General features: G+C 45.9%; 20 protein-coding genes. 14 read left to right on the top strand and 6 right to left on the bottom strand.

What is annotated here, in order from left to right; translation table 11 throughout:
• Window positions 1–19: 19 nt before the first annotated feature.
• From KNV97_RS14960 to KNV97_RS14950, 3 genes are all read left to right on the top strand, one after another.
• Window positions 20–1,126: an ABC transporter substrate-binding protein gene (locus KNV97_RS14960; RefSeq protein ID WP_218562242.1), complete on the top strand. Its 1,107-nt coding sequence runs from the start codon at window positions 20–22 to the stop codon at window positions 1,124–1,126.
• Window positions 1,123–1,605 carry a plastocyanin/azurin family copper-binding protein gene (locus tag KNV97_RS14955; RefSeq protein ID WP_218562241.1) on the top strand — a complete coding sequence of 161 codons (483 nt, stop codon included), beginning with the start codon at window positions 1,123–1,125 and terminating at the stop codon, window positions 1,603–1,605. The genes KNV97_RS14960 and KNV97_RS14955 overlap by 4 nt, the downstream gene beginning before the upstream one ends.
• An 810-nt stretch (window positions 1,606–2,415) precedes the next feature.
• Window positions 2,416–3,141: an outer membrane protein OmpK gene (locus KNV97_RS14950; RefSeq protein WP_218562240.1), complete on the top strand. Its 726-nt coding sequence runs from the start codon at window positions 2,416–2,418 to the stop codon at window positions 3,139–3,141.
• A gap of 102 nt (window positions 3,142–3,243) precedes the next feature.
• On the opposite strand, the gene KNV97_RS14945 is transcribed toward KNV97_RS14950, so the two are convergent.
• Window positions 3,244–3,600 carry a GtrA family protein gene (locus tag KNV97_RS14945; RefSeq protein WP_136483505.1) on the bottom strand — a complete coding sequence of 119 codons (357 nt, stop codon included), beginning with the start codon at window positions 3,598–3,600 and terminating at the stop codon, window positions 3,244–3,246.
• Window positions 3,601–4,076: 476 nt separating this feature from the next.
• Here KNV97_RS14945 and KNV97_RS14940 point away from each other — a divergent pair, with 476 nt between their 5' ends.
• From KNV97_RS14940 to KNV97_RS14920, 5 genes are all read left to right on the top strand, one after another.
• A complete protein-coding gene (locus tag KNV97_RS14940) occupies window positions 4,077–4,673 on the top strand; it encodes an acetate uptake transporter (RefSeq protein WP_218562239.1) in 597 nt (198 codons plus the stop codon).
• 267 nt (window positions 4,674–4,940) lie between these two features.
• Window positions 4,941–5,885 carry a bile acid:sodium symporter family protein gene (locus tag KNV97_RS14935; RefSeq protein WP_218562238.1) on the top strand — a complete coding sequence of 315 codons (945 nt, stop codon included), beginning with the start codon at window positions 4,941–4,943 and terminating at the stop codon, window positions 5,883–5,885.
• 362 nt (window positions 5,886–6,247) lie between these two features.
• Window positions 6,248–7,561: an MFS transporter gene (locus KNV97_RS14930; protein ID WP_218562237.1), complete on the top strand. Its 1,314-nt coding sequence runs from the start codon at window positions 6,248–6,250 to the stop codon at window positions 7,559–7,561.
• 134 nt (window positions 7,562–7,695) lie between these two features.
• Window positions 7,696–8,892, top strand: a complete 1,197-nt coding sequence (locus KNV97_RS14925; protein ID WP_218562236.1) for a M20 aminoacylase family protein — start codon at window positions 7,696–7,698, stop codon at window positions 8,890–8,892.
• A gap of 50 nt (window positions 8,893–8,942) precedes the next feature.
• Entirely contained in the window at window positions 8,943–9,857 is a 915-nt protein-coding gene (locus tag KNV97_RS14920) for a LysR family transcriptional regulator (protein WP_136483510.1), read from the top strand.
• 85 nt (window positions 9,858–9,942) lie between these two features.
• On the opposite strand, the gene KNV97_RS14915 is transcribed toward KNV97_RS14920, so the two are convergent.
• Together KNV97_RS14915 and KNV97_RS14910 are read right to left on the bottom strand one after the other, a co-directional pair.
• On the bottom strand, window positions 9,943–11,493 hold the full coding sequence (locus KNV97_RS14915; RefSeq protein WP_136483511.1) for an alanine/glycine:cation symporter family protein: 1,551 nt from the start codon (window positions 11,491–11,493) through the stop codon (window positions 9,943–9,945).
• Window positions 11,494–11,996: 503 nt separating this feature from the next.
• Window positions 11,997–13,259 (bottom strand): D-amino acid dehydrogenase, encoded by a 1,263-nt coding sequence (locus tag KNV97_RS14910; RefSeq protein ID WP_168796960.1) that lies wholly within the window; start codon window positions 13,257–13,259, stop codon window positions 11,997–11,999.
• 196 nt (window positions 13,260–13,455) lie between these two features.
• Between KNV97_RS14910 and KNV97_RS14905 the strand changes: the two genes are divergently transcribed.
• Window positions 13,456–14,304 carry a LysR substrate-binding domain-containing protein gene (locus tag KNV97_RS14905; RefSeq protein WP_136483601.1) on the top strand — a complete coding sequence of 283 codons (849 nt, stop codon included), beginning with the start codon at window positions 13,456–13,458 and terminating at the stop codon, window positions 14,302–14,304.
• Window positions 14,305–14,897: 593 nt separating this feature from the next.
• Here KNV97_RS14905 and KNV97_RS14900 read toward each other — a convergent pair.
• The 3 genes from KNV97_RS14900 to KNV97_RS14890 form a co-directional block, all read right to left on the bottom strand.
• Complete coding sequence (locus KNV97_RS14900; RefSeq protein ID WP_218562235.1) at window positions 14,898–16,229, bottom strand: ATP-binding protein; 1,332 nt, start codon at window positions 16,227–16,229, stop codon at window positions 14,898–14,900.
• Between the two features lie 82 nt (window positions 16,230–16,311).
• Entirely contained in the window at window positions 16,312–16,815 is a 504-nt protein-coding gene (locus KNV97_RS14895; RefSeq protein WP_256612045.1) for a hypothetical protein, read from the bottom strand.
• 196 nt (window positions 16,816–17,011) lie between these two features.
• Window positions 17,012–18,205, bottom strand: coding sequence for a hypothetical protein (locus KNV97_RS14890; RefSeq protein ID WP_218562234.1), 1,194 nt, complete (start codon window positions 18,203–18,205; stop codon window positions 17,012–17,014).
• 504 nt (window positions 18,206–18,709) lie between these two features.
• On the opposite strand from KNV97_RS14890, the gene KNV97_RS14885 reads away from it, so the two are divergent.
• The 5 genes from KNV97_RS14885 to KNV97_RS14865 all read left to right on the top strand — a co-directional run bounded on the left by KNV97_RS14885 (window position 18,710) and on the right by KNV97_RS14865 (window position 21,508).
• Window positions 18,710–19,345, top strand: a complete 636-nt coding sequence (locus tag KNV97_RS14885; RefSeq protein ID WP_218562233.1) for an inovirus Gp2 family protein — start codon at window positions 18,710–18,712, stop codon at window positions 19,343–19,345.
• Window positions 19,346–19,407: 62 nt separating this feature from the next.
• Window positions 19,408–20,082, top strand: coding sequence for an inovirus Gp2 family protein (locus KNV97_RS14880; RefSeq protein ID WP_218562232.1), 675 nt, complete (start codon window positions 19,408–19,410; stop codon window positions 20,080–20,082).
• 52 nt (window positions 20,083–20,134) lie between these two features.
• Window positions 20,135–20,731, top strand: coding sequence for a YagK/YfjJ domain-containing protein (locus KNV97_RS14875; protein ID WP_218562231.1), 597 nt, complete (start codon window positions 20,135–20,137; stop codon window positions 20,729–20,731).
• Between the two features lie 63 nt (window positions 20,732–20,794).
• Window positions 20,795–20,995, top strand: a complete 201-nt coding sequence (locus tag KNV97_RS14870) for an AlpA family transcriptional regulator (protein ID WP_001211743.1) — start codon at window positions 20,795–20,797, stop codon at window positions 20,993–20,995.
• Window positions 20,996–21,061: 66 nt separating this feature from the next.
• Window positions 21,062–21,508: a ribonuclease HI gene (locus KNV97_RS14865; RefSeq protein WP_218562230.1), complete on the top strand. Its 447-nt coding sequence runs from the start codon at window positions 21,062–21,064 to the stop codon at window positions 21,506–21,508.
• Window positions 21,509–21,566 lie beyond the last annotated feature (58 nt).

Below are 21,566 nucleotides of genomic sequence, written 5' to 3'. Positions count from 1 at the left end.
ATAACATAGAGATTTACGTATGAAGTTTAAATTACTAATTGCTGCTGTGGTTACTAGTCTGATCTCATGGTCAGTTCAGGCTGAAATAAGAACTATTGAAGATGTACTGGGCCGCGAAATCAACATCAATGTACCAGCAAAACGTGTTGTGCTTGGCTTTTACGCTGAAGATTACATAGCAGTCGGTACAGATAAAGCGTTGGACAATATCGTAGGTATTTCTAAAGATACTTGGCAGGTATGGCGACCAGCGAGTTGGAAGCAATACGTCGAAGTACGCCCAGACTTAGACAATATTGTCGATGTCGGTGAGGTAGAGGCACAAACATTCTCAATAGAAAAAGTTATCAGTTTAAAACCGGATGTTGTTGTACTGGCAGACTGGCAATATAAAGGTCTTGGCTTTGATATAGACCGCTTAGAAGACGCGGGAATTCCAGTGGTCGTTTTGGATTACAATGCTCAAACTTTAGAGCGTCATATTAAAAGCACTTTAGTTATTGGCGAGCTTACCAATCAAATCGCACGATCCAAGCAGATTGCAGACGAGTATCAATCAGCGATAGAAGATATTCAATCCCGGATTAAAAAATCTGGCCGACCTAAACCACGTGTTTACGTTGAGTTTGGTAACAAAGGGCCATCAGAGTATAGCTTCACTTATGGTAAAAATATGTGGGGAGCAATGCTTGATTTGGCCGGAGCAGAAAATATTGCTGCACCATTTGTTGAGTGGTGGGGGCCGATTAATCCAGAGCAAGTAATAGCATCTAAACCAGAGGTTATATTCATCGCAGGTACGGAAAACGTAAAACAAAAAGATGCGATGACAATGGGGGAAGGCATCTCCCATGAGCAAGCTCAACTTCGCTTGGCGGGCTTTTCCCTGCGTCCGGGATGGAGCTCTTTACCTGCTGTGAAAAATGGTAGGATTCACGGAGTTTATCAAGGAGCTTCTCGAAGTATCATCGACTACACCATGATTCAGTATTTGGCAAAATCCCTGTACCCAGGGCTATTTGAAGATCTACAACCTGAGAAAAACTATCTTAATTTCTATGAGAAGTATCTGCCTGTTAACCCTCATGGGACTTTCACGATTGATTTAGATGGAACATCTCTATGACAGAGTTAGAGTTGCGGAACAACAGCAAACACATTTTTCGCCATTTTACTAAGCTAGTGTTCGTTATCTTGTTTATGCTCACTTCACAAGCTCAGGCAAAAGAATGGACCATAAAAATGTTGAATTACGCGGGCAATGAATCAATGGTATTTGAACCTGCAGTGATTCAAGCTGAGGTTGGAGATACCGTGGTTTTTATACCTGAACATTCCGGTCATTACGCACAATCGTTTATTACACCAGCAAGTACAAAGCGTTGGCAAACACAAATGGATAAAAGAACGACTGTAAAGTTAGCAACCGAAGGTATTCATATCTACTACTGTCCCCCTCATCTTATGATGGGGATGGTGGGAATGATCCAAGTAGGTCGAGCAACAAACCTAGACAAAGTAGAAAAGAAGCTCCCTAGCTTAAAAGCCAAGTCACATTTAAAGCCACAGAGAGTTGATTATCTTCTGGAAAACATCCGTAAATAATAAAGAATATAATAACACTCAAGTCCAAGTTAACGCCCGTAAATAACAGGCGAGGTAAACCTCGCCTGTTGCCTTTGTTATTGGCCTTGCTCTCAATAAATCTTTGCCACGAGAGACTAACTAAAGTACCTCATCTAACAAGTATTTTTCCTTAAGAAGGTTAATAGAACGGCATTTAGCCCGCGAATGCTTACCGCTAAAGAGAAACAAAAGCTTCGTCAGGATATGCAAGAATTCTCAGCCTGGGCCAAAGCCGAACTAAAACGTCGACGATCAGAAAAAAATCAAAAAAATTCTGCGCATGGTATCGATAACGAGCACATTTCTAACTATTTGTTATATAAATTTATTTTACGCTAGTTGATATTGAATTTCCCTGACATCGAGTTTTGACAAAAAGGCCCATGCTTACATGGGCTTTTTTTATGCACGATGTTCTTACCTTTATCGATTTTTCCTGGTGACTACTGTCGCTGATCGGCTGGCAGGCCGTGTTGAACATCGGCGTTCGTTTGTGCCATGTTGATAGTTATCTGGATGGCGTACCAATAGATGATTGTTTTCTCTGCACAATTTAAGAGCATGGTATGCGTATTGTGCACATGAGTTATGCAATCACTTTTTGTATGAATTATTTTTGATGTTTATGGTTTTTATTTATCTTATTGATTGTGTTGGTTTTTTATCTAGTTTTTCTGTTTTTAACCAGATGGTCAGGTTTTTGCTATCTGTATGCCAACCGATGCATTCTGCTTGCGGCAGGGCACGGTGGGGATAATTGAAAAAACCTACGTAAAGGAAGACGAATTGATGAAAACCAGACACGCAGCGACAACTTTGTTGATTGGCCTGTGCAGTGCCATGATTACTTCAACGGCTTGGGCTGAAATGAAATGGCAGGATTTCAGCCTGACTTATCTGAACGGCAGTCACTATGAAGTGGGCGATAAAGATCGCCAGGTATTTACCTTTGAACATGCCAGTGGTCATAACTGGGGCGATACTTTTTTCTTCATGGATCGGCTCAAATGGGATGACGGCACCACTGAAAACTACATGGAGTTCTCACCGCGCCTGAGTCTGAGCAATCTTTCCGGTAGTGAGCTGTCATTCGGTCCGGTTAAGGATGTGCTGCTGGCGAGTACCTGGGAATCTGGGGAAGGGTTTGACAACCTGCTATATGGTGTAGGCTTTTCACTCGATGTTCCCGGCTTCAAATATTTCAATATCAACCTTTATAAAGCCGATAACGATAATAATGATGACGATGAGCAGCTGACCTGGACCTGGGGTCTGCCGGTGACGATTGCGCAAGAAGAGTTCCTGTGGGATGGTTTTCTTGACTGGTCGTCCGCCTCGGACACTAACAAGGCAGAGATGAATTGGACCTCACAAATCAAATGGAATGCCGGTAAACATCTCGGCCTGGAATCACCTTTGTATCTCGGTATCGAGTATTCGTTCTGGAATAATAAATTTGGTATCGATAATGCCAATGAGCGCAACGCTTCGTTATTGGTTAAGTGGCACTTCTGAGCCTGGCGGTTGATTCTGATTGTGACCAAGCCCATGTTGTCATGGGCTTGTTGCTTTAACGCTCTAGGAACAGACAGTAACCAGCGTGACACAACAACCCGATCAGCGGCGAAATATAACTTGCTTGGTGTAGATAAACCCAAGCAGCAGGCTGAGCAGGGAAGTGGTCACCAGGGTCAGCACTGGTGGCAGTACCAGTTGATCGGCCAGCCATCCGTTGGCCAGACATAGCAGGCCCATAAATCCGAGAAACAGGAGATAGCGGGCCCCGGTCGCCTGAGATTGAAAGGTAAAGCGGGCGTTGGCAAAAAAGCTGAAACTGGCGGTCAGTATAAAGCCAGTTAGGTTAGCAACTGCCTGGCTACTGTTCCACCCGTATACACATAGAACAAAGATCCCCCAGTGAATGACGGTATTCACTATGCCGATCGCGCTGTATTTGGCAAAGAGTTTAAGCATACTGCATTTTTGGCTATCGTCACCGAGGTTGTGAGTTGTTCTGTCAGTATTTGTGTTGCAGCGCTGCAGTGCAATGTCATTGAGATCAGAAAGTGATCCTCCGCCACTGTTCTGACCCTGTGTGAGTACATCATCAATTGTCTTCATTTATGTTAGTGCCAATAAGCAATCCATTGCTGTTATCTTTATGGATAATATAGAACACTGTTCCGTATATGAGGCAGGCGACGGTAAGTGAAAATACAGAAACGAGTTATGAGTACGGCACTGAGTAATTGTTCCAACTCGGTTGTAATTTAACGTTCTGTTTTATAAGGACTTTTAATTATTTTTTCTGATGTTGTAGCTTTTGGTTTTAAGTTGCTCAATAACTATATATATGAAATCTAAGTTTGCATAAATAAAATCTATCTTTTATTCTTGTGGCATTTAAAATTCGCGCGCAATTTTTATTCACATTTTTGAAGGTAACTTTGATGTCTACTAAATTAGCTAACCCAGCACCGCTTGGCCTGATGGGATTCGGCATGACGACTATTCTGCTTAATATTCATAACGCAGGTTTCTTCCCGCTGGATTCAATGATTCTGGCTATGGGTATTTTTTACGGCGGTCTGAGCCAAGTGATTGTTGGCATCATGTGCTTTAAACGTGGTGATACATTCGGTACGACGGCGTTTACCTCTTACGGTCTGTTCTGGCTGACTCTGGTTGGTCTTATCGTGATGCCAAAAATGGGTCTGCCTGCAAGCCCGGCTTCTTTCATGGGCTGGTACCTGGCACTGTGGGGCATCTTCACTGGTTTTATGTTCATCGGTTCACTGTGCTACCCGGTAGCGAAGCAAGTGGTATTTGGTTCTCTGACTATCCTGTTTGCTCTGCTGGCGATTCGTGACTTCACCGGTAATGAATTCATCGGCATGATTGCAGGTTTCGAAGGTATCTTCTGTGGCGCGAGCGCAGTGTACTTCGCAATGGCACAAGTACTGAACAACGAATACGGTCGTGTGGTACTGCCAATCGGCGAGAAGAAAAAAGAGTCAGCACCTGCTGCGCAAGAAATCACTGCATAAGCGCTGACACGAGTGCGGACAACAAGCTGGCCTGGTGCCAGCTTTTTTTATGCCTGCGGTTTGATAGCTTGGTTTAAATCTGCTGATCAATAGCCTAATCCGACTTATTAACCCGTTTCATTCCACTGACTCATTGGTCTCATCCCGGCCGAAAATGATTTGCCCCTACTAAATTTGCGGTTGTTTGTTGATGGTTAAATGATAGTTTGATGAGTGTTTTATAAACACAACAATTCTATTTAAAAACTACAACAGGAATGTATCACCATGCTACGGATTATTACTCAGCTCTTCCCGCTTTGGGCCGTGCTGTTCTCTCTATGGGCGTATTTCTCTCCCGCATTATTTGTCGACCTGAAAAGCCAGATTGTCCCTTTACTGACCATTATTATGCTGGCCATGGGCCTGACTCTGAAACCGAAAGATTTCCTTAATGTTGTCAGCAATAAAAAGGCGATTGGCGTCGGGCTGATTCTGCAGTTTAGCGTGATGCCGTTGGCGGCGCTGCTGATCAGTCTGCTGCTCGGTTTCGATCCGGTTCTAACTATAGGTATGGTGCTGGTGGGCAGTGTGGCCGGCGGTACCTCATCCAACGTGATGTGCTATCTGGCCAAAGGCGATGTGGCGCTGTCGATCACCATGACGTCTATCTCGACGCTGCTCGGCGTAGTACTTACCCCGTTGCTGGTCGAGCTGCTGGCGGGACACAGTGTGGATGTGCCTGCGATGAGCATGTTACTCAGCCTGATTAAAATCGTGCTGTTGCCCGTGGCGATTGGCCTGCTGATCAACGTTTTCCTCCACTCTGTTACCGAAAAACTGGAACCTGTCCTGCCTTTGATTTCTATGGTGGCGATTGTGATGATCATCGCTATCGTTGTGGCACTGAATGCTGGCCAGTTACAGACAATTGGTCCTATCGTGGCGCTGGCAGTGATCATGCACAACAGTTTGGGTATTACCGCGGGTTACTGGGTGTGCCGGGGGCTAGGCTTTAATGAGAGTATTTGTCGTACGGTCGCCTTTGAAGTCGGTTTGCAGAACTCGGGTCTGGCGACGGCTCTGGCGATGAAATTCTTTACCCCGGCTTCAGCCGTGGCCGGAACGATTTTCTCCATCTGGCACAATCTTTCCGGCTCTTTACTGGCAGGATACTGGAGCAAGCGAACGTCTCAGATGAGTGCTCAGCCTGACGCTGAAAGTAGCCGTTAGCCCGCCGCGGATCTCATATTCAATCATGACAATAAGAAGGCTTCGGTCTTCTTTTTTGTTTCCTTTTTTTTATCGGCCAAACTTTTAGTCAATTGTTCGTGCACGTACATATAGATGATAATGGTCGATGGTTACAGGGTTTATACGGTGATATGACTCAGGTTGAGCATGTATTGGTAAAAAATGAGAGCCAATGCCCGTAAGTAGTGCGCTTTGCGCGATTATGGTTTGCTTTGCTGCCCGCAGAATTAACTTTTTAGTTATTTGCTTAGCTTTTGGTTTGTGATGGAAAGTTGGGCAATGGTTATTATCAATAGCATTGATAGCGAATGAATCGCGACGAATGACAGGGAAGGGACACCATGAGCAGCACACTATCGAGTTCACTTGATGCTGAAGTGGCATCAGGCCAAGTTCAGCAAGCCAAGACAGCAGATTCACGTAAAGCCATTTTCGCCATTTCGCTCGGCAACGGACTGGAAATGTACGACTTTACCGTATACAGCTTTTTTGCCGTCATTATCGGTGAGTTATTTTTCAATGTCGGTGGCGCTGCCGCAGGTTTACTGCTCTCGCTCGCGACGTTCGGGGTCGGTTTTGTCATGCGACCGTTGGGCGCGGTTATGATCGGTAACTATGCCGACAAGTATGGCCGTAAAGCGGCGCTGACCCTGACTATTACCCTGATGACCGTCGGAACCGGGATGATCGCGCTGACGCCGACCTATGAAAGCATAGGGATTGCTGCCACGATTATTCTGGTGGTAGGGCGTCTGCTGCAGGGGTTGTCGGCGGGGGGAGAGATTGGTACTGCCTCTGCGGCCTTGATGGAATCGGATAACTATCAGCGGCGCTGTTATATGGTGAGCTGGCAGATCGCCAGTCAGGGCGCGGCTGCCCTGGTCGGGGCTCTGGTCGGTTTTGCCGTCAACGGGCTGTTGTCAGCTGAAGAGGTACATAGCTGGGGCTGGCGTATTCCGTTTGTACTGGGCTTGTTGATTGGTCCGGTTGGCTGGTACATCCGTCGTCATCTCAATGAATCCCATCAGGCTGACCCAAAAGCGCAGGATACTCCGTTCAAGACCGTACTCAGCAAGCAGGGCGGTACCATACTAACCGGTATGCTGATGATTTGGGGTGGCACGGCCTGCATGTATATTGAGGTGTTTTACATGCCGACTTACCTCATCAAAGAGCTGGGTTATTCCTCGACCACGGCCTTTGCCGTCGCTGTCATGGCGGGGCTGATGTTGATGGTGCTGATGCCGGTGTTCGGCAAATGGGCTGATCGTCTGGCGAGCCGAAAAACACTGCCGCTGCTCGGCATGTTCGGTTCCTTCCTGTTTATTTATCCGGCCTTCACGTTACTGGGTGGCGATGCTTCTGTGGTCAAAGCGCTGCTGGTCATTGGTGTGTTGATTGCCCTGTTTGCGTTATCGAATGCGTCACTGCTGGTACTGATCATGGAAGCGTTTTCGCAGCAGTACCGGGCCAGTGGGATTTCAATGATTTACGGCTTTGGTGTAACCGTCTTCGGTGGTTTTACTCCGCTATTGGTCGCTAGTCTGATTGAGTGGAGTGGTAACAAGATGGCACCGGCTTTTTATCTGATGTTCGCCATCGTGGTCAGCTGCATCGCGATGGGCCGTTTTCCGGCTAAAGCTGTTAAGTCTTAAAGAGCCTTAGTCATAAAGAACCGTAGTCATAAAGAGCTGTAGTCATAAAGCGCCGCAGTTAACATGCTCGCATAAGTAAAACGCTGCACTTAACCCGTGCCGATGTAACCTGAATCCAACATAAGGAAATGACGATGACAGTACCTGAATTCTCTCTGTTGAATGACGCCGACTTTGTCGCCAGTTGCGAACAATTTATCCAGACCCGCCATACCATTCACGCTCACCCTGAACTCGGTGCCGAAGTCCCGGCAACTGCCGAGCTGGTGGCTGGCCTGCTGCGCGAGTGGGGTTATGAGACCCATACCGGGATCGGTGGCCACGGTGTGGTCGGAGTGCTGAAAAATGGTTCTTCAGCGCGCACGATCGGCCTTCGTGCTGATATGGATGCATTGCCGATTCATGAACAAACCGGATTGCCTTACGCCAGTACCATTGACGGGCGCATGCATGCCTGCGGTCATGATGGCCACACTGCCATCTTGCTTGCGGCGGCATATCATTTGGCGCGTCACCGGTCGTTCGATGGCACGCTCAATCTGATTTTTCAGCCGGATGAAGAGGGATTATCGGGCGCCAAAGCCATGATCGCAGATGGTCTGTTTGAGCGCTTTCCGTGTGATGCCATCTTTGCGTTGCATAATATGCCGGGTAAGGCAGTCGGCCAGGCCGATGTACGCAGTGGGGTGTTTATGGCGTCGTCCGATAAAGTGACCATACGTCTGACCGGTAAAGGCGGTCATGCAGCTCTGCCGCATCTCTCCAACGATGTCACGATTGCCATCGGCCATATCATTCTCGGGCTGCAAAGTATTGTGTCGCGCAATATCAATCCCGCGGATCAAAGTATTATCAGTATTGGTCAGGTTCTGGCAGGTACGACACCAAATGTGATCCCAAATGATGCGATGATGACGCTATCTGTGCGCAACTTTAGTGTTGCTAATCAGGATCTGATTGAAAAACGCATTCGCGAAATTGTTGCCGGTCAGTGTCAGGCATTTGGGATTAGCGGCGAAGTGGAGTATTTGCGCCAGGTTCCGTCTGTGCATAACTCGGCTGCGGAAACGCTGGCAGCGCGTGCGGCGGTGCAAGCCGTACTGGGTGATGACAATGTGGCCGGCGATGACGCGCCGGTCATTCCGGGCAGCGAAGATTTTGCCTGGATGCTGCAGCAGCGTCCGGGTTGTTATTTTACCCTGGCGAACGGATTAGGCGAGTGGCATGGCTGCTCGGTGCATAATCCGGGCTATGATTTTAATGATAAGTTAGTAACGATAGGTGCGGCCTGTTGGGTCCGGTTGGTCGGTGATTATCTGCGTGCAGATTAATACCGGCTTGCTATGGCTGAGAACAGGGCGCCATTAGGTAACAGGACGAGATGAAATTACATCAGATTAAAGCCTTTCTGGCGGTCAGTAATGCCGGCAGCCTGAAAACAGCCGCCGAGCAATTACACCTGACTCAGCCTGCTCTGAGCAAAGCGATTAAAGAGCTGGAGCAGCAATACGGGGTGGCGCTGTTTGAACGTACTTCCGGCGGTCTGACACTCACGCCTTATGGTGAGCGTCTGCTCGGCTATGCCCGCATGATGAACGAGACTGCACGGCGTGCCAAACAGGACATCGATACCATGCGCGGGGTATCCAATTGCAGTATTACCATCGGCGTAACGCCGGTGGCGTCTTTGATCAAATCGCTGACCACCAGCCTGAACGCATTTATGCAGCGTTATCCGGAAGTAACGCTGCGTATTATTGAACTGCGTCCGGCGCCGTTGCTTAATCAATTGCGCCAGGGTGGGGTTGATTTTGCCATTACCTCGCAGATTCCGGTGATAGACAGCGCTTTGGAATGGCAGGCTATCTGCCGTATTCCGAATGTGGTCGTGACGCGCAAGTCGCATCCGCTGTGCAATACCCGCTCGCTGCGCACATTGCACCAGAGCGAATGGCTGACACTGGATGCGCCGGATGACCCGAATACTTATCACCATCAACTTTTTTCGGTCAACGGTTTACCTATCCCGTCACGCATTCGTGAGTGCACATCAATGACACTGGCCCGTGCTTTGATCCAGACTGCTGATTTTGCCGCGCTGTTTTCGGTCGAATCGCTGGATCTGGATTATATCAAGAACGAATTTGCGGTGGTGCCGCTGCTGGACAACATTCCTGACAGTGTGATTTCTATGGTGCGTCCGAAGCGGGAAATTATGACTCAGAGTGCGATGACGCTGTTTGATACCATCTTGCAGGACATGCGCGATATTTATCCTGACTTTAATCACTCATAGCGCTCTCGATCCAATAAGAAAGGGCCAGCATTGCTGGCCCTTGGTTTTGTGTAATCCACTGCTTTTATTATTTAATCAGCTGTTATCAGATTGAAGTTTCTTGTGCTGTTTCCGAGCTGGCTTCAACTGCTGTATGCGGGGATTTACCCGTTTTACGCTGATATTTCTCTTCCCAGTAAGTCGCATTCTTGATGCCCAGTTTTACCGGGTTGAAGATGTACTCATCCACACCCTGTTTTTGCTGATCTTCGTAATCTTTCAGCGCCGCCATGGTTGGTTTGGCGAGGAAGAAGATGATCAGAATACCGATGATGTTCAGCCACGCCATCAGGCCAACACCAATGTCACCCATTGCCCAGGCCAGGTTAGCCGTTTTCACCGTGCCGTAGAATACCGCCGCCATGATGGTGATTTTCAGGATGAACATCAGGCCGTCAACTTTAAAGGTACGACGGATGTAGGCGATGTTGGTTTCTGCAATGTAGTAGTAAGCCAGAATGGTGGTAAAGGCGAAGAAGAACAGTGCAAAGGCAACAAATGGTTTACCCACGCCCGGTAGGGCGGTTTCGATAGCGGTCTGAGTAAAGACCGGACCGTTAGCACTGATATCTGCGGCCAGGTTCTGAACCAGGAACACACCTTCTGCGCCGCCGTGTACGTTGTACGCACCCGTGATCAGAATCATGAACGCTGTTGCTGAACAAACCAGCAGGGTATCAATGTAGATAGAGAATGATTGCACCAGACCTTGCTGAGCCGGGTGCTCTACGCTTGCCGCCGCCGCGGCATGAGGACCTGTACCCTGACCGGCTTCGTTCGAGTAAACACCACGTTTCACACCCCAGCCAATCGCCGCGCCTACACCTGCCATAGGTGTAAAGGCATCGCCGATGATCATGGCAAAGATACGTGGTACTTCACCGATGTTCAGCAGAATGATCACGAAAGCGGTAATGATGTACGCCAGAGCCATAAATGGCACCACGATCTGGGTGAAACTGGCAATACGTTTTACGCCACCGAAGATGATGAAGCCAAGCATGATGGCAATCACAGTACCGGTCAGAATTTTTGCAAAACTGAATGTGCCGATCGCTGTGTTTATCATGTCACCTGAGCCAAATGCAGCTTCAACCGCATTACCAATACTGTTGGACTGAACACCCGGCAGCAGCACGCCACACGCGAAGATGGTCGAGATTGCGAAGATCCAGGCGTACCATTTCTGGCCCATGGCTTTCTCAATGTAGTAAGCCGGACCACCACGGAATTCACCGTTGTCTTCTTCTTTATAAATCTGCGCCAGAGTGGATTCTGCGTAGGCGGTTGCTGCGCCGAAGAAGGCCACTACCCACATCCAGAATACCGCCCCCGGACCACCGAAACCGATAGCCGCTGCCACACCGGCGATGTTACCTGTACCGACACGACCGGACAGTGATACGGCCAGTGCCTGGAATGAAGAAATCCCTTTAGAGGAGCTTTTGCCTGACAATAGCAAACGCCACATTTCAAAGAAGTGACGCACCTGAACGAAACGGGTCAGGATTGAATAGAACAAACCTGCGCCAAGACACAGATAAATCAGTGCCGGGCTCCAGATGATTCCGTTCAGAAAATCAACAAATGACTGCATGAATATTTCCCTGTTATTAGAAAGTTGTGTTAGTTTTTCCGTTCAACATAATAATCTTTTTGTAATTTAAATGTTAACTGATTTGTCTGGGAAAGCGCAGGAGCGTGAGCTAGAGCACGAAATGCTAGGTAAATGTTAAATTAATGGTATGCTTTATTAGTTTTTGGTTAATAAATGGTCAATTGGTGCGTAATTGCTTAATAAAGCAAATGATATCACTATTGATGAATAAGTAACTGGTAGATATGACTATACTTGTCGGTGAGAGAACAGTAGAGGATCGTTCTGCGACGCTAAAATGGCGCCCTATCCGGGCAGATTACGCGGTTCGGGCTGATGTGCCTGAGCAGAAAGCGAGGGAGGCCAGCCACTCAGGCAACATTTTTAACAGACTTAGTGCGGTAAATACGGGTCAAAGCTAACCGGTTGTGCTGCTAAACCGATCAAACACTTCAACAGTTCACCTGGCTGCACCGGCAACCAGGTCAAACGGACAAAGCGACTTAAGAGGCGCTCTGGTAACGGAACACATTGAGGCCCTTAGTATCAATCGCAGCTTCACCACGAGTGACAATGTCGGCCAGCAGATGGGCAGAACCACATGCCATGGTCCAGCCAAGCGTGCCATGGCCGGTATTGGTAAACAGGTTATCGAACTGAGTCTTGCCAATAATCGGTGTGCCATCCGGTGTCATTGGACGGAAGCCGGTCCAGAATTCTGCCTGGTTGAAGTCGCCTCCCTGCGGGAACAGATCGCGTACCACCATTTCGATGGTCTCTTTGCGTGCGGTCGGAATAGACGGATCAAAACCAGCCAATTCTGCGGTACCGGCGACGCGAATCCGGTTATCAAAACGGGTCAGCGCGACTTTATAGGTCTCATCCATGATGGTCGATTTCGGTGCCAGTTCACGATTGGTGATCGGCACAGTCAGCGAGTAGCCTTTGACCGGATAGACTGGAATATCAATGCCTATTGGTTTTAGCAATGACGTCGAGTAACTGCCCATAGCGACCACATAAGCATCGGCTTTAAGTAGGCCTTTATCGGTTTGGACACCGACGATCTTATTGCCTTCTTTAGCCAGTGCTTTAATTTGCGTGTTGAATTCAAAACGCACACCGTGAGCTTTGGCCAGCTCAGTCATCTGCTGACAGAACAGGTAACAGTCACCGGTAGCATCATCCGGCAGGTACAGGCCGCCGACCAGCTTGTCTTTGACCGGGGCCAGGCCCGGTTCCTGGGCAATACAGCTGTCAACATTCATCAGTTCAAAGCGCACGCCGCTCTCTTCCAGCAGGCGCATGTCTTTTTCAATCGCAACCAGCTGTTTTTCATCACGGAACACCTGCAGTGTACCTTGCTGACGACCTTCGTACTGCACGTTATGCTCTTTGTTAAGCTGATTCAGGCATTCACGGCTGTGGTTGGCAATCGCCAGCATACGGGCTTTGTTAACCTGGTAACGCGACAACTGGCAGTTGGACAGCATTTGCGTCATCCAGCCGAGCAGTTTTGGATCCAGCGATGGTTTGATTTTGAGTGGAGCATGCTTTTCAAACAGCCATTTTACCGCTTTTTGCGGAATACCAGGCGCAGCCCATGGTGAAGAGTAGCCGTAAGAGATCTGACCGGCGTTGGCAAAACTGGTTTCTTCTGCGCTGCGTGCCTGGCGATCGATCACCGTGACACTGTGTCCTGCCTGTGACAGATACCATGCTGAGGTTAAACCCACGACGCCGCTGCCTAAAACGATAACTTCCATCATTGACTTCCTATGTGACTGGCTGTTTTTGTATTGGGCGTAGTTTCTTTGCTTTACCTTTTGTTAACAATCGATAAAAATTATCACCAGTGTTTAGAAATTCTATAAGCAGGCAATATTGAATACATCGAGTCATCACTCAAAAAAACACAGTGACAGGCTGAAAAGCCAAAGTGTTTCCGCGTTATATACCTTTATGCAGGTCGCTCAGTACCCGAGTTTCAGCAGTGCAGCGAAAGATCTGCATCTGACAACCGGTGCGATTAGTCAGCAATTGTTGCAGCTGGAAGAGCAGTTAGGTTTTAGTCTGTTTGAACGGCATTCGCGCGGTGTCCGTCTGACCGAAGCCGGCCAGACGTTATTGACCGTAGTACAGCGCAGTTTTCAGGAAATCGATTCAGCAGTACAAAGCCTGAGTCAGGGCGATAACCGTAAGGAGATCCGGCTCAAACTGACCCCGTCTCTGGCGTTTAAATGGCTGGTGCCGAGGCTGGATGATTTTTATCGTCACAATCCGGATATTCAGATTCAGATGTTTGCTGAAGGCGCCTTGGTTGACAGTGACCGGCGTGACTTTGACCTGGCGATCGATTACGGTCCGTTACCTTATCCGAAAGCCAACGCCGAACTACTGATGGCTGAATCGCTGCTGCCGGTGATGAGCCCGGCTTATCTTGCCGGACACCCTGACCTTGGTCTTACATCCGGCTGGAAAGAGGTGGTACTGCTGCACGATGCCATGCCCTGGGCTAAAGCGCCGCGCGATTTTGAATGGCTGTACTGGGCCTCGGAAATGGGGCTGGAACTGGCGACCCAGCGCGGCCACTTTTTTAACCGTACTGATATGGCGATGTCGGCGGCGGAAGCGGGAGTGGGGATCGCGATGGCCCGGATGGCGCTGATTACCACCGAGCTGGAGAGCGGCAAACTGGTGACGCCGTTTGAGCCCATCGCGGCCAACGCTGGTTATTTTCTCATTACTCATACCGCCAATGAGACCACCCGGGTATTCAGAGACTGGCTGAAACAGCAAATCGGCGCGTAAGGTGCCGTGCGGCTGTCGTGGCGTCATTGGGTGTTCACCACTCGGTGCTGATTGTGGAGTGGTGACACGGCCACCGGGAGACGTGCACGCAGGTGATTCGAACTTAATCGGCTGTTGGGAGTTATCTTGGCCTTTCGCTGGCAGCGGCCCGCCAGGCTGATGTCGCCATATTTCCAGCTGGACGGAGTCTGTGTACATCGTATTTGCGCGCTTGGCCGACACAGCAGCAGTCGAGTGGTGAACGGTAACCGAAAACAATAAACGGCAGGCGGGATTTAAAACCCTCGGCGGCAACGGTGTCGGAAGCAATACAATCAAGCGATCTTGCCATGACGCAATAATCTCAATCATTCAGTATCGAAACAGCAGAACCCATCGAATTGGCCATGCACTCATTGTTAGATTCCATCTCGATTGGCCCTTAAACGAGCTATGACCTCTTCTACAGACTCTCTTTTTTCTGGAGCACTTTTATTCATAGCAGCCTCGCTTCATCAGATCCTCTAAAGCTTATGAATTAGTTATTAATGTTATGAGTAAAAAATTACTCATAACATTGATTCTTAGATGTTAATGAGTATTTTCTTGCTCACTTAGCTTTTATCTAGATCTCTGAGGTGATCAAGTAAGTATTCTGTGTAGTAAAGCGGCATCACGATGTGCTCTTTCTCTGTTGCTGGAGAGCCTTGAGTACCTGTAAGTTTGATTGTCTTGTGGGGCTTGCACTTCTCGATGTAGGATTGCAATGATTTCGCACGGGTTCGCTTACCACTCTTCACTTCTACAGGCACAATTCGACCTAGGTCATCAGCGATAATGAACTCTATCTCTGCTCTTGCGTCTCCCCAAGAGAAGCTTGGTTCAATACCTAGCGCAGCAATTTCCTGTTGAACATAGTTTTCGGCGACATATCCCTTGTATTCATAGCCTTGCTGTTTGATTTCACGGTAACCAGTGCCGAGCATATGGTTCAATAGCCCGACATCAAAGAGAAATAGTTTAACTGTATTTTCCTTCTGATAAGCAGCTAAAGGAGAACGAGGCTGCCCTTCAATAGGATGATTTTTTAAAGCAAGCCGACACTTGTGAAGCCATGTGATCGCACTTTCATATTCAGCATAGCGAGACTTGCGTTCGTGAACTCCCTTGAATTTAAACCGTTTAACGGAGTCGTCGAATACCGAAGATAGTTGAGCGGGAATGCTTCGAAATACAGATTCGATTAGCTGTGCATCCACTTTTCCAGAGTACTTTCCGAAATCACGCATGTAGCCCTCAATTAAGTTCCTATGGACTTCAGATACGGCTTCAATGCGTTCAATAATACTGAGTTCTGAGTTTTCGAACCATGAGTTTACGGCTTCAGGCATGCCGCCAACAAAATAATAGTCGGTCAGTAGTTCGATTAATTTTGTATGAGCCGCTGAAGAATTCAGCTTTTGGTCAAAGGCTTTTTGCAGTGCTTTTTCTCCAGATGCCCACAAGAATTCCCTGAAAGTCAGTGGCCTTAAATTGTGTTGCTCAACTTTTCCAACGGGAAAGGACGTGAGCAATCCGATATTTGAACCACTAGCAGCAACATAAGCTTTGGGAGCCTTTTCTGCAAAGTACTTAAGAGAGGTGACCGCTCTTGGACATTCACCAATTTCATCTAAAATAAGAAGATCTGTCGATGGTTGGAAGATTTCTCCTGTTAAGAGTTCAATGTTGGTGATGATGTCATCAGGGTTTAGAGAGCCTGAAAAAGCTTCAATTAAATCAGGGCTTTCTAGGAAATCGATTCTTATGACATTTTCGAATGTACTTCCTAATAGTTCCTGTAATAGGAATGTTTTACCAGTTTGTCTAGCACCGTCAATCAGCAAGGGCTTCCTTGTCGGCTTGTCTTTCCAGGTGAGTAGGTTTTCAAGTAGTGTTCTTTTCATCTAGCCACCTCAGTTAAAGTGCTTATCTAGTCGAGTGTTTATTACACAAAAATGCGCAATTAAATGTAAAGTACAACATTTTTTAGCGCAAAAAAAAGAGTATTTCAACACTTTTATGCGCGTAAAAGTGTTGCTGGGTGGTTTTTATGCGAATGCGAATTAAAGGGAGATGGGATTTTCCAACTAAATCAAGAACGGTTTTGCACTTAGCTTTCAGCATTCCAACGGCCTTAGGAGAAATATGCTGAGCCTTATAGAGACAAAAGCGCTCTAGCATCTTTTCTAGGCATAACACCTTAAGCTTTTTCTGTTTTGCTGGTGGGTGCTTTTTTTCGTTATGAATGGATCTGACTTGCTTTAGTGCTGTGGTTGCTGTCGGGGATATGATGGTGCGACGAACCTGTATCTCTAGTTCTAATGCTAAAAGCGTAGCTTTATCTTTGCTTGATGTTTTTAGCGATCGTTTAACTTCACGAAGCCCGTCAAATAAGTGTCGATGCTCAGAGGGGTGTGATAGCGAAACTGCCAAATGCCAGATTTTGAAATAGATAAATAGCGCATGTTTTAGTACCAAAATGTAGTACAAACAGCCTAATATTGAAGTGGTGAATACAAAAAGGGCGATAACTCAGAGAGTTACCGCCCTTTCCAATCGATTGGTGGGCTGGCGTAAGTTGATCTTGGTTGTTAATTTATTGATTTTATTTAATATTGTTCAGTTTGATTTTCTACAGTGTACCTTGTGGTGTACCTATTGCTTACTATAACGATGAATTTATACTTTAGTCTCGCTTCAGAAGAGGTCTTCCAAAAGTTTTTGTTTCAAATATTTTATCCAAATTTGTAACCTTCTTTTTCTGCTCCGATGGCATTGTAAGAGAGTCGTCGTTGGAATCTTGACCTACATTGCCCTCTTTAGCATCCTTTTGATTTGCTAGTTCCTTGTCTATCAATTCCTTAAGCTTGGCCTTAATCCCGTTCTTTGCACTATCTCCTGCAATCTCAATAAGCTTAGTCCAATCTGATTCGCTGAATGTCAGTGTTTTTTCTTCTTTAGTCGTCTTTGGTACATTACCATCTGCTTTATCCCTTTTACTTCTATTGAATTTCTCAACCAATTTGTTTTCTAACTGTTTAAACGTGTCTGGATCTTTCGTCGCACAAAGTACATCGAAAATACACATGATTGTTTGCTTTTGCTTATCGACATCCTCTGTTATGGATAACCCGATGGATGGGTATTTTTTTGTTAAATACCGGTAGTACCGACTGATTAACTTAGCATCATCTGTTTTAAATGCTTTTCTATCTGCATTTCTGTTAATGAAAACGGTTGTATATAAGCTTTCTACCTTCTTAAGTAAGCGGTATGTGCTTCGCTGTTCCTTTGGTAAGCTTGAGGTGATTATCACTTCTAGTGCACTAACAAGATTGTCGAAGGTTGAACCAGTCTTGTTTGGGCAGAAATCTGCTAGAGGCTTTAGGTAGTCGGTGTATCGAGGTAAGTATTTTTCCCCTGAAAGACTTTGTGATTTGGTTTTATCTTTTGATTCTGATTTGGCTTCGAAAGAAAATGTAGTTACAGGGTAGCTAAGCTCTATGTTGCCTGTGTTAACTATGGCCTGAACGATAACAACAAAAAAATAAAGGGCTCTTGGCTCGTCATTGAGCCATCCGATGTGATTGCTAAATTCATATTGAATTCCTCTTGATTGATCAAAAAGATCGTCAATACAATCGCCTAGTTCATATTCTTCTTCCTCGGTTAAGTTTCCATTATCTAATTTTTCTCTAGCTATTCTTAATTTTTTACTAATCAATTCCTTCAATGTTAATTCAAGGTTAGCTTTCTTGTGATTATTAAGATTAGTAATTGCATAGCTATATCCGGATTCTGATTCAATGATTCTAATATATCGTTTTAATTCATTTTCAGTGGATTTTTTTATTAATTCTAAATATCGGTATGAACTCATTCTGAATCCTTGAGTAAGATTTTTGTGGGAATATTGTAAGAAATATACCGGATTTAGTACATATTTACAGTGGGTTTTTGTTGTTTTTTGTGGGATTAATGTGGTTTTTTTGTTGGTTTTTGCCGTTTGTGTATTTTCTTAATTAGTCAACTTTTTTTGAAAAAAAATGAGTGGTGAGATTACTCTTTCAAATGTTAATTTTATTTACTTGAATTCTTACTGCTATGTCAATTATTATATTGGCATGATTGAAATTTAATGCGATATTAATATTTAAGTTTCGAGTTGGTGATTTATGATGAAAGTAATATATGGGTAGTAATATAGATGGTGTAAGTTGAGTTTGATATGATTATTGGTAGGTGAATCTGAATTTATGCCATGATTTTGGTGTGGAAGTTATTTTTAACTTGTTGGTATAGGTAATATACATAACTACCAACTACTAAAATTAACGTTACTCCCTGTGTGTATGAGAGACACACGAATAGGGATAACAACACCATGAATCACCAGTACACATCTGAAGACAAGTTCAACAACTACGACCTACCTCAACCAACGAAACGAAAGCAACGATTCTTCTATCGCAAGTTTCACCTCTACAAGATTTCTCAATTGATAGAGAAAGCATTGAAGTATCACCCTAGGCTATCCGTGTTTCGGATAGACCTACACCTACCCGAAGATTTCGATGATTCAGATTCGAAAGTCATCACTCGATTCTTCAAATCCCTGAATGCCAAATTGGACGTAGATATAAAACGTAAAGAGAAAAGCTGGGGAAGGGGTTTAAAGAACAAGACCTGCTACATCTGGGCAAAAGAGAAGAACACCTCTGAGCAGTATCATTACCACGTTGCACTCTTCCTGAACAAAGATATCTATTATCAACTCGGGGATGTAGGGGCGTCAGACGGCTCTCTAGCCGATCTAATCAAGCAAGCGTGGTGCAGTGCTATTAAACAGGAGAAACCAGCATTAGTCCATTTCTGCCAGAACGGAGTGTATCGCTTAAACCTGAAAGCATCGGATATTGAACAATCGAAGAATGAGCTATTCAAAAGGGTGTGTTATTTCGCGAAACCTAACTCAAAGGTATACGGAGGGACTATGAGAAACTTCGCTACTAGCTCTTAATACTCTTAAAAATTACGTTGGAAACAGTTCCTGTGGGAATCAAAAAAACACAGGAACTCATTATGCTAAATCAACTCAACGTGGCTCATCAAAGAGCCCATACCATCACTCATGACCGAACGTTTAATGGGAAACCACTCTACTACTTTGAAGATGGTCTCGTCCTCGAATACCTAGAGAAGATAGACCGAGTGCTGAATGAAGCACTAAACCAATACCCAAGAATCTTTGCTGTTCACATCAACCTAAATCTACCGAGTGACTTTGAGGGAGATTACCTAACGGTGTTTGCCCATTTCTTTCGTATTTTAGAATCGGAGACTAACGAACTCTGTAAGGACAAATACACCAACAGAACTTATCAATACCAGCAAACGGTCATTCGCTATATCTGGGCGAAGGCGAGTGAGTCCAACAGCGATCACCATCATCTTATCTTGCTCTTTGATAGGGATCTCTTTCAAAACTTAGGCACTGGTCGAGAGGGTTGGGGGCGATTTCTCTACAAAAAAGTGAGGAAGACATGGGATAGGGTGGTTGAAGCTTATTACAGCCAACCATGCTCTGGATTAGCGTATTCCCCGACTAATGAGGGCTTTGAACTATTCTCCGATACAGAAACGTTCCCGTTACAGTTAAACGAATTCTTCTATCGAATCAGTCGTCTTGCGAAGGCCATTGCCAACCGGAACGATCACTTCAACAAGAGCTTTGGTTGCAGTCACGACTCACCTTAAAAAGTACAGAGCGAGTAATGCCTATGTCATTAACACACAAAAGGTATTACTCATGGCGAATAGAACCTACCTCCCAAGCATTACCCTTGATAGAACTTTTGAAGATTACCCGCTGTATTACAGCGACAAGGGGTTATACGAATCAGCACTGACCTCAATGGTCGATGTCTTTGAACAGGCACTCAGTCAGTTTGAAACCGTTCTAGCTACACGTTTGGACTTATACCTGCCTAAAGATCATCAAGATACTGATCTCAGTACCCTTAAGGACTACTTTGAAATCCTGAAAGAGAAGCTGAACACCAATTCGTTGCATTACGTGTGGCGTAAGCGAGCGGATAGCCGTTCGCACCATTATCAAGTGATGTTGTTTACTGATTACAAACAGCATTTTGGTGATGCTATTTCCATGGACAAGCGTAACGAAATTGTGGGGCATCTGAAAACAGCTTGGGGAGAAGCGATTAAAAAGCACTACAAAGGTAATGAGCGCTCAATGGTCCAGCTGAACGACCGAGGGAATTATAGCTTGGGTACACGCTGTAAAAGTAAAGACACTGACATAAAGAACTGCGTCTATAAACGGATGAGCAGTCTTGCTGAAGCTTGGAGCGAGACGCGTTATTTCTTTGGCTCTAGCGTGGAGTAGACCGACTGCATTTTTTTACAGTGGCGGCTTATCCATGGGTATATACAAGAGGAGACAATTCCCATGAGATTTCTACGACTTAAAGAAGTGATGTCACTAACAGGACTAGGCCGTTCAACTATCTACAAGTTCATGGCAGATGAAACAGACTTTCCTAAAAGTGTCCCACTCGGTGGGCGTGCCGTGGCTTGGGTAGAAAGTGAAATAGAGGAATGGATGGAATCGCGTCTGAGCATGCGAGACAACGCAGAATCCTTTCAGTAACACAAACATCAACAGGGCGCTGGCTAAGTAAAGTCATACGCCCTTTTTCAATTAGAGAGATAAAAAATGAGCTATTCAATTTACGTAGACGGTGCTGCACCAAACAATCAACACGTCTGTATGCGAGGTGGTATAGGGCTGGTGGTCATGGATGAAGACAATGAGATAGTCCATGAAGAGAGCATCACCATTGACCGAGAGACGGATTGTGCGGAGCTGGAGTTACTGGCATTTATCGAAGGGCTGGAGTATGCCGAAGATGGTGATGTTATCTATTCAGATAATGATTACTGTGTTAAAGGTTTCAACATTTGGCTTGATGACTGGAAAGCCCGAGGGTGGCGTAAAGCGAATAAGAAGCCGGTTAAGCATCGGCAACTCTGGAAACAAGTTGATGAACTGCGTTCTAGAAAGTATGTCGAGGTACTTAAAGTCAAAGCTCATTCTGGTGTTAGAGGGAATGAGATAGCGGATTCGTTAGCAGTTGATGCTGCTAGAAGCGATATCAATTGATGTAACAATGCGGTTTGTAGGCACAATCTAACAAGCCGCTATTGCCTGTTATTTGCGT

Origin of the sequence: Vibrio ostreae, from assembly GCF_019226825.1 — a bacterium.
Taxonomy (GTDB): Bacteria; Pseudomonadota; Gammaproteobacteria; order Enterobacterales; family Vibrionaceae; genus Vibrio; species Vibrio ostreae.
Note: the sequence above shows the minus strand (reverse complement) of the source record. Positions and strands in the feature narration are given on the sequence as shown.